General features: G+C 35.9%; 15 protein-coding genes and 1 pseudogene. 5 read left to right on the forward strand and 11 right to left on the reverse strand.

Annotated features, from left to right (window positions below):
* Window positions 1-48 precede the first annotated feature (48 nt).
* The 3 genes from FW778_RS13610 to hypF are packed head-to-tail and all read right to left on the reverse strand — an operon-like array spanning window position 49 to window position 5,321.
* Window positions 49-1,797, reverse strand: coding sequence for an enoyl-CoA hydratase-related protein (locus FW778_RS13610; RefSeq protein ID WP_150415307.1), 1,749 nt, complete (start codon window positions 1,795-1,797; stop codon window positions 49-51).
* Entirely contained in the window at window positions 1,794-2,897 is a 1,104-nt protein-coding gene (gene hypD / locus FW778_RS13615; RefSeq protein ID WP_150415308.1) for a hydrogenase formation protein HypD, read from the reverse strand. Before hypD ends, FW778_RS13610 begins: the two co-directional genes overlap by 4 nt.
* 3 nt (window positions 2,898-2,900) lie before the next feature.
* Entirely contained in the window at window positions 2,901-5,321 is a 2,421-nt protein-coding gene (gene hypF / locus FW778_RS13620) for a carbamoyltransferase HypF (RefSeq protein WP_150415309.1), read from the reverse strand.
* Window positions 5,322-5,495: 174 nt separating this feature from the next.
* Here hypF and FW778_RS13625 point away from each other — a divergent pair, with 174 nt between their 5' ends.
* The 4 genes and pseudogenes from FW778_RS13625 to FW778_RS23150 form a co-directional block, all read left to right on the forward strand.
* A complete protein-coding gene (locus FW778_RS13625; RefSeq protein ID WP_150415310.1) occupies window positions 5,496-5,843 on the forward strand; it encodes a hypothetical protein in 348 nt (115 codons plus the stop codon).
* 69 nt (window positions 5,844-5,912) lie between these two features.
* Entirely contained in the window at window positions 5,913-8,393 is a 2,481-nt protein-coding gene (locus FW778_RS13630) for a TonB-dependent receptor (RefSeq protein WP_150415311.1), read from the forward strand.
* Window positions 8,394-8,537: 144 nt separating this feature from the next.
* On the forward strand, window positions 8,538-9,344 hold the full coding sequence (locus FW778_RS13635) for a DUF4382 domain-containing protein (protein WP_150415312.1): 807 nt from the start codon (window positions 8,538-8,540) through the stop codon (window positions 9,342-9,344).
* A 406-nt stretch (window positions 9,345-9,750) separates the two neighbouring features.
* Window positions 9,751-10,140: pseudogene (locus FW778_RS23150) on the forward strand (Pr6Pr family membrane protein); the annotation flags it as partial.
* Window positions 10,141-10,170: 30 nt separating this feature from the next.
* On the opposite strand, the gene FW778_RS13645 reads toward FW778_RS23150, so the two are convergent.
* The 8 genes from FW778_RS13645 to FW778_RS13680 all read right to left on the reverse strand — a co-directional run bounded on the left by FW778_RS13645 (window position 10,171) and on the right by FW778_RS13680 (window position 17,545).
* Window positions 10,171-10,641 (reverse strand): hypothetical protein, encoded by a 471-nt coding sequence (locus tag FW778_RS13645; protein WP_150415313.1) that lies wholly within the window; start codon window positions 10,639-10,641, stop codon window positions 10,171-10,173.
* 195 nt (window positions 10,642-10,836) lie between these two features.
* A complete protein-coding gene (locus FW778_RS13650; protein WP_150415314.1) occupies window positions 10,837-11,649 on the reverse strand; it encodes a M48 family metallopeptidase in 813 nt (270 codons plus the stop codon).
* A gap of 129 nt (window positions 11,650-11,778) precedes the next feature.
* Window positions 11,779-12,432: a glycerol-3-phosphate 1-O-acyltransferase PlsY gene (gene plsY / locus FW778_RS13655; RefSeq protein ID WP_150415315.1), complete on the reverse strand. Its 654-nt coding sequence runs from the start codon at window positions 12,430-12,432 to the stop codon at window positions 11,779-11,781.
* 68 nt (window positions 12,433-12,500) lie between these two features.
* The gene (prmA, locus tag FW778_RS13660) at window positions 12,501-13,316 is read right to left on the reverse strand and encodes a 50S ribosomal protein L11 methyltransferase (protein ID WP_150415316.1); all 816 of its coding nucleotides are present in this window, start codon (window positions 13,314-13,316) and stop codon (window positions 12,501-12,503) included.
* A 51-nt stretch (window positions 13,317-13,367) separates the two neighbouring features.
* Window positions 13,368-15,515 (reverse strand): polyribonucleotide nucleotidyltransferase, encoded by a 2,148-nt coding sequence (locus tag FW778_RS13665; protein ID WP_150415317.1) that lies wholly within the window; start codon window positions 15,513-15,515, stop codon window positions 13,368-13,370.
* Window positions 15,516-15,600: 85 nt separating this feature from the next.
* Entirely contained in the window at window positions 15,601-15,873 is a 273-nt protein-coding gene (rpsO, locus tag FW778_RS13670; RefSeq protein WP_394349799.1) for a 30S ribosomal protein S15, read from the reverse strand.
* A 93-nt stretch (window positions 15,874-15,966) separates the two neighbouring features.
* Window positions 15,967-16,548 carry a hypothetical protein gene (locus tag FW778_RS13675; RefSeq protein ID WP_150415318.1) on the reverse strand — a complete coding sequence of 194 codons (582 nt, stop codon included), beginning with the start codon at window positions 16,546-16,548 and terminating at the stop codon, window positions 15,967-15,969.
* A gap of 76 nt (window positions 16,549-16,624) precedes the next feature.
* The gene (locus FW778_RS13680; RefSeq protein WP_150415319.1) at window positions 16,625-17,545 is read right to left on the reverse strand and encodes a serine hydrolase; all 921 of its coding nucleotides are present in this window, start codon (window positions 17,543-17,545) and stop codon (window positions 16,625-16,627) included.
* Window positions 17,546-17,723: 178 nt separating this feature from the next.
* On the opposite strand from FW778_RS13680, the gene FW778_RS13685 reads away from it, so the two are divergent.
* Window positions 17,724-19,040 (forward strand): polysaccharide deacetylase family protein, encoded by a 1,317-nt coding sequence (locus tag FW778_RS13685; protein ID WP_150415320.1) that lies wholly within the window; start codon window positions 17,724-17,726, stop codon window positions 19,038-19,040.
* Window positions 19,041-19,046: the final 6 nt, after the last annotated feature.

Here is a 19,046-nt window from a genome sequence, read left to right on the forward strand (position 1 = left end):
TTAATATTATTTATAAAACAATTGCATTAAAAACGATGATAAAATTATTTATGCTTCATAAAAAAGCTTTTCATATTTTCTTCGCCTCCATATTTTTCTTCTTTCACTGAACAAATCTTTATCTGCAATAGAATTTGCTTTTTCTTCAACATTAATTTTATGAACAAAACAGTAGCGTTTGTAATCATACCCCCAATCATCTTCAAAAAAATTTTTTCGCATTATTTTTAATTCCTCTTCACGATACTGTTGCAAAGGTTTATAACTTTCATCTCTTTTGCGCTTAAATTTCTTTGCCGTTAGTAACTGAGAAAAATAAGAAAGATGCGCAATCTCTTCTGCGATATTTTTTACTTTATTTCGAAACGATTCATCATCTTCATTTAGACAACCATCGATCAGTTTTACTTCCAGTGCTATATCAGTTCCCCATGGAAGGCATTGTTCCGTAAACAATTTTGCTCTTTTATCGCCAATTCTTCTTGGTAATAAATACGTCCAGTATTCGGAACCATACAATCCCATATTGCGCGTATGGGGGTTAAACACAATTCCTTCTTTCGCTAAAACTTTATCTGCCGCAAGTGCTAATGAAACGCCTCCTGCTCCTGCATTTCCCTGCAACGCACTTATAATATAATGTGTATCGGTACAAATAATTTCATGAATTAAATCGTCCATCGCGTTAATATTTTCCCAGGAAGTTTCTGCAGGATTTTCAGACGCTTCAATTAGGTTCAGGTGAATGCCATTACTCCAAATATCCTGCCCTCCCAACAATACAATCACTTTTGTGTTACGTTGCTTTGCTTTCGCGAAAGCATTTTTTAAGCGAACGCATTGATCCGTGCTCATAGCGCCGTTATAAAAATCAAAAGAAAGGTATCCTACTTCATTCTCCTCGTGGTACTTTATTTCACTAAAGAAGTCTGAATTAATTTTATAATCAAAAGTATTAACCATAAAATCTGGAATATATTTTTCAAAATTGGCCAAAACTATTGCGGCAGGCAATTTAATTGAATTGGCTTCTCTGTTCTTTAAACACTGTATCCATACCGCGGAATTAATAGTCGCTATACAAACCGCCGAATCAAGCGTTCCCAAAATACTTCCAGGGCTTCCTTTCAATATTCTTTCTTCAAATGCTCCGAAGGCTAGATATTCATTATCATTAATTGTACACATGGCCCCGGGGAAACTATCTGCCGCGTTTATTTTGCGCATGATGGCGGCAGTGTCTTCATTCCATGAAAACCTGAAATCATTTTCATTGGTTGAACGATTCCATTTGCCTTTATGGCTTATATCAATTTCTTCACGTGATTGAGGAACGAATTTTTTTTCCTCAAATTTTTGTACCGCTTCCAGCAACGCTTTCATAGCAGCCTGTGTAACTTCATGCCGGTATAAAAAAGATTTAGAAACATTTCGCATAAGAAAAGTTGCTGTTGACCAGATGGGGCCTGCATCCATTTTTTGTGTTGCCTGTAAAACAGAAACACCCCATTCTGTTTCATTATTTAGAATAGCCCAATCCAGCGATGCCGAGCCACGGTCACCAATAATGCCGGGATGAATGATAAGACAAGTATAATTTTTCCATATGGCGTCGGGAATTACAGTTTTAAGATATGGCGCAATTATTAATTCCGGTTGATAGTTGCTTACCGCATTCAGCATGTTTTCCTGCGTGGTAGCAATATGCACTTTTACCTGGTGATTAAACCTGTCCAGTTCAACCCATGCCCGCTGGCTCATCCCGTTAAATGACGTTGTAATGAGTAATATTTTCATACTTCCAATTGTTCTGCCAATCCTGAATAATGATAGTATGCAGCACACGCTCCTTCATTGGATACCATTGGTGCACCTAACGGACTAACGGGCCGGCACTTCTTGCCGAAGTGCTGACATTCATAAGGCTTTTTTATTCCTTTCATAATATCGCCCGCAATGCATTCAGGATTTTCCGATGCTTCTTCAATATGAATATTAAACTTTTTTTCTGCATCAAAATCGCGATAGGAATCTTTTACTTTGTAACCACTCATCGGGATCACTTCCATGCCACGCCACAAACGGTCTGTTACTTCAAACACCTCGTATATCATTTCCTGTGCTTTTACATTGCCTTCTTCGCTTACAATACGTGCATATTGATTTTCCACTTTGGCTTCGCCCGATTCTAATTGTTTTACAACCATCAAAATTCCTTCAAGCAAATCCACCGGTTCAAAACCAGTGATAACGATAGGCACTTTATATTTTTCAACAAGAGGATAATATTCGTAAATACCCATGATAGCACACACATGCCCCGCACCAAGAAATCCATCCACTCTATTCAATTCGTCATTCATAATTTCTTCTATGGCAGGCGGCACTAACACATGTGATGCAAGGATGAAATAATTGTTAACATTCTCTTTTCGTGCATGGATAACCGATAGTGCGTTCGCGGGAGCGGTAGTTTCAAACCCTACAGCAAAAAAAACTACTTCTCTCCCGGGATTTTCTTTGGCAATTTTTACTGCTTCAAGAGGGGAATATAAAATGCGCACATCTGCGCCCCTTGCTTTTGCTTCGAGCAGGCTCATACCGGAGCCGGGTACACGAATCATATCACCATAAGAACAGAGAATTACATTGTGTTCCATTGCAAGGTGTACAGCCCGGTCAATTAAACTAATGGGGGTAACACAAACAGGGCAACCCGGCCCGTGTATCATTTGAATGTTCTCCGGGAGCATGTTAAGAATTCCGTTTTTCACGAGCGAGTGTGTCTGCCCACCGCATACTTCCATAATGTTCCACCTACCCTTAACAGTATTTTTGATTTCTCTTAAAAGCGTATTCACTATTTCGGGTGAACGAAACTCTGATATATATTTCATGCTTTATAATTTAGCGTTATAAATCATAAATTCTGCTACTTTATTTGTCGTCGAACTTGTGCTTGTTATGTTGTTATCGTGATAGACCATTTGCCCGAAAGAAATGTTCTCATCGTTAGGTGACAATTTTTTATGGAAATGCAAATCGTATTTTTTGCAGTATTCATTTTGAACCCAATCGACGAGCAAAGAATTTTGAAAAACACCACCACTGAAACAAATCTTATTAACTTCTGATTTCTTTGCGATAATACCGACGAGACATACTAACGAATAATGAAACTTTGAAGCAATGTATCCTTTTGATTTTCCATTTTCAATATCTGCTATTATTTCCTGCATTAAAGTTACGGTAGGTACATGGTAATAAATTGATTCTTCCCTAAAATATGAACTATCCATTTTGAAGCCCTTTTCGGCAACATATTCTTCGGCCAGGGCCTGTAGGTGCATTGCAGCTTCCCCTTCATAAGTTTGCTTGTCACATAAATCCAGTAAAGAAGCAACTGCATCAAATATTCTTCCAACAGACGACGTAAAAAGTTTTGACTCCCTTATTAATAACTGATAATTATGCCATTCCGATTCAGTAAATTTTACCTTTATTTTTTCCAAATGAATCCAACTCTTATTTAAGGCACACAGCAGGGATATGCGTGGTTCCAGGGCCATTTTATCGCCGGCAATTACGGGGAAATATTCAAAATAATAGCAACGTGCCATTGTATTATTTTCATACTTAAAAAATTCTCCTCCCCATATATTTCCATCATCACCGAGGCCTGTTCCATCCCATATGATTCCTAATACTGAATTGGCAGAATTAAGTAAATTATTTTCCGCCAAAACTGCTGCAAAATGCGCCTGGTGATGTTGTATAAATTGTATTTTATTGTTGGCTTTTTCAGCAATATTTACAGCATATTGATGAGAAAAGTAGCCGGAATGCTTATCAGCACGAATTAAGCAGGACTTTATATCGTACAAATTCATCCAGTAAGCTAAAGTGTTTTTATACATCTCCTGTGATTCATAACTTTCACCGCTTCCTAGAAATTGAGACACAAAAACTCTTCCATTAATTGTTAAGGTAAAACTGCTTTTTAAAAGGGCGCCCGTTGAAAGCGTACATGATTTGTTTTGAGGTATGTAATCCAAAAAAGAAGGGGCGTATCCTCTTGATCTTCGCAAAACAATTTGCAGACCTGATGCCTTTGAAACCTGCACAACGCTATCATCTTCAGGAATAATAATTTCACGATTATACGTGACAATATAATCCGCTATGTCAAATAAATATGCAAGCGCATCGTCGTCTTTATAAATAATAGGTGAGCCTGAAATGTTGGCACTTGTTGCAATCAAAGGCTTGCCGTAATCTTTTGCAATGAGCTCCAGCAAAGGGCTGTAGGGCAACATAATTCCTAAACGTTTAAGTCCGGGAGCAATGTGTTGCACTGCAATATTAGCAAAGGCCGGGGGTTTTGGATGTAGCAAAACTATGGGCGCTTCTTTACTTTCAAGCAGTTTCTTTTCTTGTTTACTTAACTCAAAATTGTTTTGAATAGTTTCTATATCCGGATATAAAAGTGCAAATGGCTTATGCGGTCTATGTTTCCGGATTCTCAGCAATTCAATTGTTTCAGGGCTGTTAGCAGCGCATAATAATAAATACCCGCCAATACCTTTTATAGAAATAATTTTTCCCTGTTCAAAATAATTTTTAACCGAAGCCAAAATTGTTTCTGAATCATTTGAAACAATAGTTGATGCGTTTTCATACATGTTCATTTCTACACCACATTCAGCACATGAATTTGTCTGGGAAAAAAATCTTCTGTCATCAACATTGTTATATTCATGATTGCACTTTTCACACATTATAAATTTATTCATTGAAGAATTATGTCTTTCATAAGGGAGACTATTAATGATAGAATATCTCGGGCCACATTGTGTACAGGTTATAAACGGATATCGATAACGTCGATTATTTACATCGTTTAGTTCACTTCTACAAACTGAACAAATTGCATTGTCAGGTGATATTAATACATCTTTTAAATTGCTATCTTCTTCAACAAGTATTGAGAAATTGCTGAATTCTTTCTCAATTGTTTTGTGTAATTCAGCCGAAGTAATTATTGATTGTTGCGGAGAAGATTTTAGTATTTTTTCTAAAAATAAGTCAGCATCATTCTTAGACGAATTAAAATAGACGTGTAACCCATCGGTTACGTTTTTTACATAACCATTCAGTTGCATTTGCATTGCCAGCGTATATATCAATGGCCGAAAGCCCACACCCTGGACGATTCCATTAATATGTATATGATAGGTTTGCATCCTATTTATTGCGTAAGCGAACTTATGAAAAGGTACGATTATGTAGTGAAGAAAAATACAGGAAAACAGGACCATCATTTATTGTTTTTTTAGCGGGTAAGTTTCCACGGCAATTTTTAGTTATAGTTTTTTCCTGGCTAATTATTTATTTTTTGAAAAGTTTAAAGGGTTTACATTTGCAACATTGTTACATTAATTTGTAAAAAAGAGATAATAACTATTTTTATTATAATTTGGCTCTCTTTATAAAAGATGTATAAATTTCTAGACAAATCGCATATTTTAAAGCAAGCCGGTTCTATACTGTTGCTATTCGTTTTTTGCCTGGGAATAACTCCAAAGAAAACACTTCATGATTGGTTGGCTAATCATAAGGATACCACTTCTTCCGCCCCGGTTAGCAAAACACAACAATTATCAAAGGGTGGTTTTAATTGTAATTGCGAAAACCTAGTTGCAGAATCACATTTTGTTACGTTTAGCAACTTTGTTGTTGTTAATTTTCCATCTATTTTTTCATTTGTTTCTTTTAGAATTCCATTTTTAATTTTCCTTCCTTCTTTTCAAAATAATTTACGAGGACCTCCTTTAGAATTTTAGTTGCATTTGTTTAACAGCCTTATAAAAATAAAAATTTTATAAGCCCATCTAAAATTTTAAAAAGTCTTAATGAAAAAGAATTCTATTATTTCTTTCACAATTGTTTCATTCTTCTCCATATTTCTTAACCCTGCATGGAGCCAAACAAGCTTTATAAAAAGTACTGTTACAAAAGTTTCACTTTCGGGAAAGATTACCGACAAAAATTCAGCCCAACCTCTGCAAGGTGCAACAATTTACATTCCTGACCTTAAAACCGGAACTACTTCCGATGCTAATGGTAATTATACATTGCACAACATTCCTATAGGCACTTACCTGGTTCAGGCAGGTTTTATAGGGTATAAGAACAACATAAAAACAGTTTCAATAAATGAAAACACAACCCTGGACTTTGCCATGGAAATTTCTGTTACTGAAGAAAATGAAATTGTTGTAACGGGTACTTCCAGAGCGACAACTATAAAGAGAAATCCTATTCCAATCGTTTCTATCAGTAAACAATACCTTCAACAAAATTTAAGTACAAATATTATTGATGCTATAGCAAAAGTGCCGGGCATCAGCGCAGTTACTACCGGCCCAAATGTTTCAAAGCCTTTTATAAGAGGATTGGGATTTAACCGTATACTAACGCTGTATGATGGCGTTCGGCAGGAAGGTCAACAATGGGGAGACGAGCACGGGATTGAAGTTGATCAAAATACAGTTGCAAAAGTTGAGGTGGTAAAAGGGCCGGCAAGTTTAATATATGGTTCAGATGCAGTTGCGGGTGTGGTAAATCTTTTACCTCCAAATCCACCGCCAGACGGAAAAACAATTGGAGATATTTCAAGTGAATTTCAAACCAATAACGGATTAATAGCAGGTTCAGCAATGCTTGCAGGAAATAAAAATTCTTTCACCTGGATGGGAAGAGCTTCTTATAAAACGGCAACCAATTATGAAAACAGTGTGGATGGAAAGGTATATAATACCGGCTTCAGAGAACTTGATCTTATTGGGTCTGCAGGTGTTAAAGGTTCTTGGGGTTATTCGCATTTGGGAGTTTCAACATTCAATGATTTGCAGGAGATACCAGATGGTAGCAGGGATTCAGCCACACGAAAATTTACTAAACAAATTACGGAAGCAGATACGGTGCGCCGAATTGTTTCTGACGCCGAATTAAGGTCCTATAAAATAACAGCGCTACACCAGCATGTACAGCATTATAGAATTTACAGTACCAACAATTTTATTTTAGGAAAGGGATCACTGGGAATAAATCTTGCTTATCAGAAAAGTTTAAGGCAGGAATTCAGTCATCCCCAGATTGCTATTCCGGGATTAGACCTGGCATTAAACACTTTTTCTTATGATGCAAAATATTATTTCCCAGAACAGAATGGATGGAGTATTACGGGAGGCATCAACGGAATGTATCAAAACAATGATGTTACTAAAGGAACAGAATTTATTATTCCTTCCTACAAACAGTTTGACATTGGCGCTTTTATTTTTGCAAAAACATCAATTGACAAACTGGAGGTTGCCGGTGGGTTAAGATATGATGTAAGGCGGTTTAATAACGGTGCCTTGTACACGAAAACAGATCCTGTTACAGGATTTGATAAAACCGTCTTTGGTATGGATACTGTTGGTGCAGCAAATCCATTTTATGCCTACAAGCACCCCTTTTCCGGGGCTAGCGGCAGTCTGGGTTTGTCATATCGCTTTTCAAATCATTTTACGGGGAAAGCTAATGTTGGCAGAGGTTACAGGGCACCAAATATTTCAGAAATATCCGCAAGCGGAATTCATCCCGGAACGAATAGTTTTCAAAAAGGTAATCTAAATTTTAAACCGGAATTTAACTGGCAGGAAGACATTGGCTTAAGTTTTAATTCGCAGCATGTTACAATTGATGCAAGTATTTTTGATAATAGTATTCAGAATTATATATACAATCAAAAAGTATCAAGTGGTATTATTCAAAATATTGTAGTCGATACATTCCAGTTCGAGGCTGCCAGGGCAAATCTTTACGGCGGAGAATTATCTGTCGATATTCATCCACATCCGTTAGACTGGCTACATTTTGAAAATTCATTATCTATAGTTTATGGAAATAATAAGGGAGTTAGCGGACAGAATAAACTTTCTGACAGTGCTAAATATCTCCCTTTCATTCCCCCCTTACACACCTATTCTGAACTACGTGCCAACATTAAAAAGGTATCAAAATCAATTATAAATGCATTTGTAAAAATACAACTTGAATATTATGCGCCTCAAAACCGGGCGTATCTTGAGTTTAATACTGAAACGCCAACCCCCGGTTACCAACTATTTAATGCAGGTTTCGGTGCAGATATAACTAACCATAAAGAACAAACGCTTTTCACGGTTACAGCTTTAGGCGATAATTTATTTGATGTTGCGTATCAATCGCATTTAAACAGGTTAAAATATTTCGAACCTTATCCTAATGATCCGCGTCCGCATCATGGCATTTACAATATGGGAAGAAATTTTAGTCTGAAAGTAAATGTACCACTGAACTTTTAAGTAATTAAAGAAAGTGATTTCCTTAATTCGCACGTAATTTTTGCATGTAGAAAATTTGTTCAATGGTAATAATACGTATTAACATACTTTGGAATATTATTTGCCTAATTACATAAAAAATATTCCGTATTAAATTAATCAATTATGAAAGTAAATTCTCAAAAAGTTAGTCTATCGTTAATAATGTGCCTGTTGTGTAGCATATTAATTTTTTCCTGTAGTAAAAGGGATGCAAATAATACTGGAAAGTCAAAAGTTCAGATTCGCTTAACTGATAGCCCTGATCCAGACGTAAGGGAAGTTTGGGTTGATGTTAAAGACGTCCTTATCAATATGGGTGACTCCAATTGGACCAGTGTAGCAGACGCACATACGGGGGAGTATAATTTATTGGATCTTACCAATGGCAAGGATACTATTCTTGCTGACGCAGAAATACCGGCTGGTAAGATTTCACAAATACGCTTATTATTGGGAGATAATAATTACATCATAACCAATAGTGGTGATAAAATTAGTCTTACCACGCCCAGCGCCCAACAATCCGGTCTAAAGGTTCAGATCAATCAGGATGTAACAGGTGGCCAGTTGTATCGTTTAATTTTAGATTTCGACGCCGGAAAATCTATTGTTAAAGCAGGTAATAGTGGTAAATATATTTTAAAGCCCGTAATAAGAGTTATCTCCTTCGTTCCGTCAGGAGGTAATTTAAAAGGCGTAGTTCTTCCTGATTCCGTAAGAACAGCAATTTATGCAATTAATGGTATGGATACAGTTGCATCCACTTATACCGATACGCTAAATGGAAATTTCTTTTTTAATGATATTCCTTCTGGATCTTACTCACTATCATACCTACCCGAAGACACTTCCTTTAAGGCTACACAACAAAATGTTTCCGTGGTTTTAGGTCAAACAGCAGTAGCTGACACAGTTATTTTAAAAAAATAAAATTTATTTTTAATAAATATTTCGCCGCTCATTGGTAATGAGCGGCTTTTTTATTATTCTGAATTAATACTGTAATTTAATATTAAAAGAGATGATCAAATCCTTGTATAATATTGAAATTATCCAATAAAAAATATTTTTAAAAAAGCAAACTTAGTCCAGTATGCACATTACAAATTCATTAAAAGCACTTTTATTAGCAATTGTTGTTTTTGGATGGTTCGCTTTGATCAGTCAGTTTTACCTCATCATCGAAAACAGGGTTACTGCATTGCCGGAAACTATTATAAGGTATTTTAGCTTTTTTACTATTCTTACCAATCTCATTGTGGCCGTTTGTTGTACAGCCCTTCTATGCAAATTCAATTTAAAGCTGAAAAGGTTTTTTTAAAAACAAAGTACGCTTACGGCTATCACTGTGTACATCACAATTGTAGGTATCGTGTACAATATAATTTTGCGTTTTTTATGGAAACCCGAAGGCCTTCAGTGGGTTGTTGATGAATTACTTCATTCTATTGTCCCGGCATTAGTTATTGCACTGTGGGTATTCTTTACGCCAAAAGGAAAAATCACCGGGAAAAGCGTTTTGGCGTGGATATTATATCCATTCATTTATTTGATACTTGTTTTAATACGTGGATATTATTCATCGTTTTATCCTTATCCCTTCATCGATATTTCCAAAATTGGATATAATAAAACACTCATAAATAGCGCAGGAATGCTTTTGGCATTCCTGGTTGTATCAATTTTATTTATAACATTAAACAGGTTTAAAAAACCCGCAGTTTAAAAAAGTACCTATAAATAGAAATTATTTTTTCTAATAACTTTCTATTTCTACCATTTTTCTTTTCGATGAACTTTTAAACTTTTGAATAACAGAAGAAGGCTCCATGCATTCACAGGCCTCCGCTTTAGTGAAAAGTTGGGCACTCCATACATAATCCATTTCAACAATTTCTCCTGTTTCAAAACCCTGTTCAGTTAAATAATTCCACGAGCAATCGCGGTTTAAATCACTTGTAATTTTTGAAGTTGCTTTAGGATAGGCAATCCACAACTTTCCTGTGGCTTGCAATGCCGGACAAACTTCCGAAAGAATTTTATACAACTGATTTGAATTTAAAGCAAAAACAAGAGCAAAATCAATTTTCCGGGTTTTTAAAAGTGGAGTAACGTTTTTCGAAAATGAAAGTTTTGAAAACTGTTTTTCAATCGTAGAAGGAAGGCCTTGAATTAATAGATTTTTTTCATCCTCTAATTGTAATTTTTCAAACAATGTTTGAGACATAAGCGAAGAAAAATTTTAAGGTTAAAAATATGCCCTACATAACTGCATCTCTGTAAATCATTGGGTTGGAATTAATTCTTTAAAAGACCAAGATGCAGAAAAGACTGTGCAAAATTACGGAAAATATTCCTTTCAGCCAATAAAAAGCCCTGCCGATAAAGGCAAGGCATATCAATCGATATAAATTTAAAAAAACTACTTTGAATTTATAGGCTGGTAATACTTCAAAGCTTCAGGCATGTATGTTTTAATTTTTTCAATTCTTTTAGCATCTAAGGGGTGATCACTTAATATCTCCGGGGTTTTCGAACCGGAATTTAAACTGGCCATTCTTGTCCAGAAAGGCACAGCTTCTCTTGGATTGTAACCCGCCATTGCAGCAAATATTAGCCCGTAATGGTCTGCTTCATATTCCTGTTTCCTTGAATTAGGTAATAACACCGCAACTTGTGCACCCGGTGCATATATGCTTTTAAAGATATTATTGGCTTGTCCATTTCCGGATGTGAATATGTCTCCTGTTAAGCCTATGCCTTGGGCAACCAATGCCTGGCTCATTCTTTCCTGTCCATGGTGGGCCACAGCATGGGTAATTTCATGCCCTAACACAATAGCCAATGCCGCTTCATTCTGGGTAACAGGTAAGAGACCTGTGTATACGGCAACCTTTCCACCCGGCATGCACCATGCATTTACTTCTTTACTGTCTATAAGATTAAATTCCCAATTATATCCCGCAAGTTCTTTCGACAATCCTTTATCACTATAATATTTTGTAATAGCAGCAGCAATACGTTTTCCAACTCTCTTTACCATTTCAGCATCTTTATTAGTTGTATTGCTCACTACTGTATTTTTCGAAAGAATTGAATTATATTGAGTTACAGCTTCCTTTTGAAGGCTTTCCTCAGACACTAGAGATAGCTGGCTACGTCCTGTTATTGCATTGGTTGTACAAGCAGTAATAAATATTGAACTTATTACTAAGAGGAGAAATATATTTTTCATTTTCATAGTTTTCAATTTTGTCATAACTAATCAATTGGCGTACCAATTTATTAATAGATTAAAATACATCCGTTAGGGTTGTATAATATGATCCTAATTAACCTAAGTAGTAAGGGGAGAAATAATGTATCAGGAGTCTTTCCTGCGCATTTTTTTTCTATCGCGGTATTTTAAGATGGGAACTCTGTTCTCATTTCCTTTTAAAAGACGACTGATATTTTTTTGATGCGTTAATACAACAAGAGCTGCAACCGCAACCGCAAATACTCTGTAAAAAACTTCCTTTTCATTATAAACCCATAAAACACAGATAGGCAACGCAACTCCTGCAAGAATAGAGCTTAATGACACATACCGGGTTAGAAATAGAACTAATAAGAATACACCAACACAACTTGCGGCCACAACCGGTTGAATTGCCAGAAGCATTCCAAATAAAGTAGCAACACCTTTACCGCCTCTGAACTGTGCCCAAATAGGATAAATGTGCCCTAACACAGCAGCAAGCCCTAATCCAATCATTAAGTTGGTACGATCTAACTCGTTGGTGAGATAATAAGGCAAAAGATTATAAAGCGCAACTGCCAGAATTCCTTTTAGCATATCACCAGCCATTACGATAGTTCCAAACTTTGCCCCAAGTACTCTGAAAGTATTTGTAGCACCCATATTACCGCTACCATATTCTCTTATATCCACGCCGAAAAAGGATTTGCTTATAATTAAGGCTGTAGGAATAGATCCGATAAGGTACGCAGTTATGATGAGGATTAGTTCTTTCATAATTTATTGTAAAGTAGACAAATATAACTTAAAAAAAATCTCCTGGGCTTATAATTTTGCCAAAAAAATTATTGTTTTTTAAACACCATTCCAATCCACCCTTCTTTTTCACCCATATGTGTTTTTGTAAATCCATTTTTAACAAATGTTGAAATAATATTCTTTTCATCACCTTCTAAAAAACCGCTTAGTAATAAAACTGAGTTACGTTCCAGCAACATTGAAAAGTTATTTACGTTCTCTGTCAATACATTAAAATTTATATTGGCAAGAATAATATCAACGTTGGAAATGCCTGCAATAGTATTTCTTTCCTCGGTAATAATCCGATTGCAATTATTTGCTATAATATTTTCGGAAGTATTATTAATACTCCATTCATCGTTATCTATTGCTAAGATTGAGGCTGCGCCTAATTTTTCCGCAAGAATTGCCAGTATGCCGGTTCCTGTTCCAAAATCCAAAACCTTTTTGTTGTTGAAATTAATTTTTTGCATTAAATCAATCATTAAAAAAGTAGTAGCATGATGACCAGTTCCAAAACTCATTTTTGGAGTAATGATTATTTCATGTTTTACATTCTGCAACGGTTTATGAAACGATGCTCTTATTCCTGCAAAATCATTGATGATTACAGGATGAAAATTACTCTCCCACTCCTTGTTCCAGTTTCTGTCTTCAATTATTGAATATTTATAAGCTATACCTGGAGGTAAGAGCGTGACCAATTTCGTCGCATCAAAATCCTCTTGTTTTATATAGGCAATTAAATCATTATCATTTTGCTCAAAGGCATAGAAATTATTTTCGGACAACTCTGCTATTAGTATGTCACTCCCTTCCAATGAAATCGGTTCAACTTCTATTTTAATAAATTTTTTCATAAAAAAAGCTTGCAGAATTCTACAAGCTTACTTATTAAATTGACAAAAAGATTAATTGTTTCCTGACGGTTTTGTTGCGGGATTTGACTCAGGTTTAGGTATTAACGCTTTACGGCTTAGCTTAAATTTCCCAGTCTTTGGGTCTACACCAATAAGCTTAACTTTTACTTTGTCACCTTCGTGGAAAACATTATCCATACTATCAAGCCGCTTCCACATTATTTCTGAGATATGAAGTAACCCTTGTTTTCCCGGAAGGAATTCTACAAAGGCCCCAAACTCCTTAATGCCTTTTACAGTGCCTTCATAAACATCCCCAATTTCAGGGACCGAAACAATGCTTTTAACCCATGCGACAGCCTGGTCAAGGCTTTCCTTATTAGCTGAGAAAATGCTTACTTCACCAGTTTTACCAACTTCAGTTATATTTATCGTAGCACCGGTAGTTTTTTGAATCTCCTGGATGATTTTTCCACCGGGTCCTATAACGGCACCTATAAATTCTGAATCAATAATTAATTTTTCCATTCTGGGTGCATGTGGCTTAACATCACTCCTGTGTTCAGGAATACATTGATACATTGCATCAAGAATAAACAATCTGCCTCTTTTAGCCTGGTCAAGCGCCTTGCGCATAATATCCATGCTTAGGCCATCAACTTTTATATCCATCTGTACCCCGCAAATTCCTTCTTTTGTTCCGGTAACTTTAAAATCCATATCACCTAAATGATCTTCATCACCTAATATATCTGTAAGTATTGCAAACTTTCCTTCTTTTGAAATCAATCCCATTGCAACGCCGCTTACATGTTTCTTAAAGGGAACACCTGCATCCATCAAAGCAAGCGAACCAGCGCAAACCGTAGCCATTGAAGATGAACCATTACTTTCAAGAATATCACTTACCACTCTAACGGTGTAGGGATAATCGCTACCTGGTAAAATTTGTTTTAGAGAACGTTGTGCAAGATTACCATGCCCCACTTCTCTTCTTCCTACACCTCTCATCATTTTTACTTCACCTGTTGAGAAGGGAGGAAAATTATAATGCAGAATAAATTTTGAATAATCGCTGCTGGCGGCACTTTCAACCAACAATTCGTCAAGCGGAGTTCCAAGTGTTACTGTTGTTAACGATTGGGTTTCACCTCTCGTAAACAAAGCAGAGCCATGCGGTGAGGGAAGATAATCCACTTCCATAGTAAGCGGGCGAATATCTTCAAGGCCTCTTCCATCAAGCCGCTTATTTGTTGCCAAAATCATATCGCGAACAACATTGTATTGAAGTTCACCGAAATAAAATTTTATAAGTGACTTATCTTCATCAGGAATTTCCTCACCTAGAAATTCTGTGGTTTCTTTTAGAAGATTTTCAAAAGCTTCCTGTCTTTCATTTTTCGCAGATGCTTTTGATGCTATTGCGAGCATTTTATCTTTTGCAAACGTGGTTATTTTTGCATATAGTTCTTCATTACGATAAGGTTTTGTGTATTCGCGTTTCCCCTTTACACCAACTTTATCTCTTAATTCTTCCTGAGCCTTCACCTGTATTTTTATGACATTATGCGCCAATTCAATTGCTTTCACTAAATCTTCTTCCTGGCACTCTTTTCCTTCTCCTTCTACCATCATTATATTGCGATCAGTAGCGGCAATCATAAAGTCCATATCTGCCTCGGCTAATTGTGTGCGGCTCGGATTAACGACCATTTCTCCATTTACCTTAGCAATGCGTACTTCTGAAATAATTTCCTGGACAGGGATGTCTGAAACAGCCAAAGCTGCTGAAGCTGCGAGACAAGCCATAGCATCGGGCATAACTTCAGGATCACTTGAAATAAGCGACACAAGTACCTGAACATCACATAAATAATCTTCAGGGAATAGAGGACGCAAGGCGCGGTCAATAAGCCTTGAAGTTAATATTTCATAGTCATTTAGCCTCGCTTCTCTTTTGAAAAAGGAGCCCGGAATGCGGCCGGCCGATGCAAATTTTTCCTGGTAATCTACTGTCAATGGAAAGAAAGATTGACCTTCTTTTGGCTCTTTATTGGCAACAACTGTTGCAAGTATAACGCAGTCGCCTAAACGCACCGTAACTGCGCCATCTGCCTGGCGGGCAAGCTTACCGGTCTCAATAGTCACCATGCGGCCTTCTCCTATATCGAAAGTAACTGAAATGGGATTTGGAGTCATATAATTTGTTCGTATTAGTTGTAAAAAAGTAATCCCAACTGTGAAATCCAGTTGGGAAAAGCTTTCAAAATCATTAAATGTTTAATTATTTACGAAGTCCTAACTTTTCAATTAAAGCACGGTAACCTGTAAGATTATGCTTACTTAGGTAAGTTAAAAGACTTTTTCTTTTTCCAACCATTTGCATTAACCCACGCTGAGTACTAAAATCTTTCTTATTGGATTTAAGATGGTCAGAAATATGATTAATTTTTTCTGTAAGTAAAGCAACCTGGGCCTCAATAGACCCTGTATTTGCGGCACTTCCACCAAATTCAGTGAACTTTTCCGCCTTCATTTCCGATGTTAAATAAGACATTTTATTAAAATAGATTTATAATTGGCTGCAAAGGTAATAATTAAATTTTAATTTCAAGCAGTCCCATTGTTATAGAGTCTTAAAAAATAAATTTTATCGGAGACTTCTGATATTCAGCGCATACAATGCAATAAAAAGGAGTCCAAAAAAACCAGAAAAAAATGCAATACCAAATGACATCACATTTATTCCATATAGATAAAACGGCACCGATAAGGCAATTAAAGTCCCCAATATATATAAATAAAAACCACCTCTTTTAAGATGCCACATTAATATAGCCCCGGTTAAAGTTATTATAGCAGACAGGATTGCACCCAATGCGTTTTTCCGGATATTTTCTTCAGTCATAATTTTTGAAACAGATGACATCATTTTTTGTCTGAACAAAAATCCATTTGAGTGTCCCACTTTTTTTTTCGGGGAGCCTGCATTTTTTGTTTTAAGCGTATCAATATTTTCTGCATTAAGAGAGTCTATATTTTTTGTTGAATTATTTTCCGCTTTATTTTTTATGTCCGATATCATCCGGGAGGTCTTTGAAGCCGTTGTATAAGCCCAGATATTTGTAAGAATCAACCATGAACTTCCTATGAATGTTAGAATACAAAGAACAGTAAGAAGTGTTGGCCTCGTGCGCTGTTCTTCATCAAACGCATTTAAATTTGATTCCATAATCAGATCAGATTCAATAGACGAAACAATAATACACCTTATAACGGAATTCTCATTATAAGGAAAAGCATTATATTTAATACCAAAATTTTTCAACTCGATCTGCGGGTTTCCAGCCAGAATGCGGCTCAAAGTAGTTCCATATTAATGCCGAAACTTTACGGGCCAATTGCCATGCTTCATTACCGGGCTCCCATTTTATATCAACATTATTTTTTGTGGCAATATAAAAAACATAATCACCATGCGGTGCATTTACCAAAACCGCTTCGGAACGTGATGCATCCACCATCCCCTGCTTAGAAGCAACCTGAACATACGGCGGAATCTTCGATAGCGCATAATCATCCCAATACACATGGGTTAAAATCCGGTACATTCGTTCGCTTGCTGCCGGTGTTACAGCTTTACCCTGGCGAATCATAACCAATAAATCAGCCATTTCTCTCGGCGTTGTTTGGCCCCAGCCATATTCATCATAATTATTCTTACGGCCAGGCGTACGCGAATTCAATCGTGTCGATTGAAAGCCATGTTCCGTCAACCATTCATTAATAGTTAGTCCACCTCCTGCCAACTTTTCACACCAGATTGCTGCTGTATTATCGCTGTGAGTAATCATAAGCGTAATGACATTACTTAAATCCGTTTTAGAACTATCTTTAAAATATTGCATAAGGCCTGAACCTCCATGAGCCATCGAATCACGGTACAGCATCGGTTGGTGATATGTAAATTCGCCTTCTTCAATTTTATTAAAAATTCCAATAAGAATGGGCAATTTAACTATGCTTGCGGTTGGAAAAATAGTGTCTGCATTTATCGCCACCTCCTTACCGGTTTTTAAATTCCGCACATAAATACCGGCAGTTCCATGAAATGAATCGATCAATGCATGAAGTTTGTTTTCCAGTTTTTTATCTGTATGATATTGCGAAAAAGTATTTTGATATGATATCAATATCATTAAAACTAACAGAGATAAACCCTTTTGCATATTCTATTGTTTTGTATAAGAATTTTAATTAACCAGAGCAAATATAAAGTTTACTGACATTGAAAATTATGCGTATTTGCATGATAATTGAAATGGCACAAATTACTTTTGCAAAAAGAAAAAATAAACCGGCAAAACAATTATTAAAAACTAAAGGGTAATTTAATTATACTGCATTATGTTACTTATATATTTACCGCAAATTTCTTCACGCACTCAATATATTTTTGACACAATTTTTATAAATGAATTTGGAATAAGATATAACACAACTGATAATATTGCCTTCTTTGAAAATTATACAGAAGAAAAAATTAACTATTCTGCCAACCGAATTGCCGATGAATTTTTTATAAAGGCCGCCCCATTCTTAACTGAAAATTTCATAAGGGATTTTGAAGTTCCTGTTTCGGAAAAAGATCAGATAAAAATTCTGTTTTCTAATAGTGAAGAATGCAACGTGGGCTTTGATATTTTTTCTGCTGCATTTTATATGCTCAGTCGTTATGAAGAGTATTTGCAATTTACTCCCGATAAATACGGAAGATTTAAAGCCGAGGATAGCTTGGCTTACAAAAATAATTTTTTACAAATTCCCATTGTTGACAAATGGATAGGACTTTTTAAAAATCTTTTACAAAAAAAATTCCCGTCTCTAAAATTTAAATCCTCAAAATTTGAAGCAATTGTAACTTACGATATTGATGTGGCATATAAATTCAAAGGCAGAAGTTTTAAAAGAAATGCCGGCAGTACGATCAAAGATCTATTAAAGTTGGATTTTAAAAATATTCAAACCAGGTTTCAAACACTACATAATAAATGTAATGACCCCTGGGACACTTATAATTATTTACATAAAACCATAACCCTGAATAATTTGCAGTCAATTTTCTTTTTTTTACTTGGCGATAATTCAGTTTATGACAGAAATCTCAGGTACGACAATCCTGTCATGAAAAATTTAATTAATCAAATAAGATCCTTCAGTGAAATTGGTATTCATCCCTCCTATTATTCTTCAATAATAGCTGGAAAAATAGCCGCTGAAAAAGAAAGACTTGAAAATATATCAGCCCAAACAATTACCAAAAGCAGGCAGCATTATTTAAAGTTTACTTTTCCTGAAACATACAATTCACTTTTAAGCTGCGGAATCACTGAAGATTATTCGATGGGGTTCGCTCAACTGCCGGGTTTCAGAGCCGGAACCTGTAAGCCGTTCTATTTCTACGATTTAAAAAATGAAAAAATTACCGCATTGAAAATATATCCTATAACCTGTATGGAGGCCTCATTTATATACTATTCTAAAATATCTCCGGCAAAGGCCTTAGTTGAAATATTAAATCTTTTAAAAGAAGTAAAAAAAGTGGACGGAACTTTTATAAGCATATGGCACAACGATAACCTGGCAGATGATAAACTAAACAAGAAGTGGTATTCGGTACATAACAGTATGATTTCACAAATCAAAACTTATTTAAGAAAGTAATTCAAC

Origin of the sequence: Ginsengibacter hankyongi, from assembly GCF_008710285.1 — a bacterium.
Classification (GTDB): domain Bacteria; phylum Bacteroidota; class Bacteroidia; order Chitinophagales; family Chitinophagaceae; genus Ginsengibacter; species Ginsengibacter hankyongi.

Coding starts and splice junctions, on each gene's coding strand:
- FW778_RS13635 (WP_150415312.1), top strand. CDS start 8,538: ATGAAAGTAAATTCTCAAAAAGTTAGTCTATCGTTAATAATGTGCCTG.
- prmA (WP_150415316.1), bottom strand. CDS start 13,316: ATGAAAAAATTTATTAAAATAGAAGTTGAACCGATTTCATTGGAAGGG.
- FW778_RS13650 (WP_150415314.1), bottom strand. CDS start 11,649: ATGAAAAATATATTTCTCCTCTTAGTAATAAGTTCAATATTTATTACT.
- rpsO (WP_394349799.1), bottom strand. CDS start 15,873: ATGTCTTATTTAACATCGGAAATGAAGGCGGAAAAGTTCACTGAATTT.
- FW778_RS13685 (WP_150415320.1), top strand. CDS start 17,724: ATGTTACTTATATATTTACCGCAAATTTCTTCACGCACTCAATATATT.
- FW778_RS13630 (WP_150415311.1), top strand. CDS start 5,913: ATGAAAAAGAATTCTATTATTTCTTTCACAATTGTTTCATTCTTCTCC.
- FW778_RS13665 (WP_150415317.1), bottom strand. CDS start 15,515: ATGACTCCAAATCCCATTTCAGTTACTTTCGATATAGGAGAAGGCCGC.
- FW778_RS13645 (WP_150415313.1), bottom strand. CDS start 10,641: ATGTCTCAAACATTGTTTGAAAAATTACAATTAGAGGATGAAAAAAAT.
- hypD (WP_150415308.1), bottom strand. CDS start 2,897: ATGAAATATATATCAGAGTTTCGTTCACCCGAAATAGTGAATACGCTT.
- FW778_RS13675 (WP_150415318.1), bottom strand. CDS start 16,548: ATGGAATCAAATTTAAATGCGTTTGATGAAGAACAGCGCACGAGGCCA.
- FW778_RS13610 (WP_150415307.1), bottom strand. CDS start 1,797: ATGAAAATATTACTCATTACAACGTCATTTAACGGGATGAGCCAGCGG.
- FW778_RS13680 (WP_150415319.1), bottom strand. CDS start 17,545: ATGCAAAAGGGTTTATCTCTGTTAGTTTTAATGATATTGATATCATAT.
- FW778_RS13625 (WP_150415310.1), top strand. CDS start 5,496: ATGTATAAATTTCTAGACAAATCGCATATTTTAAAGCAAGCCGGTTCT.
- plsY (WP_150415315.1), bottom strand. CDS start 12,432: ATGAAAGAACTAATCCTCATCATAACTGCGTACCTTATCGGATCTATT.
- hypF (WP_150415309.1), bottom strand. CDS start 5,321: ATGATGGTCCTGTTTTCCTGTATTTTTCTTCACTACATAATCGTACCT.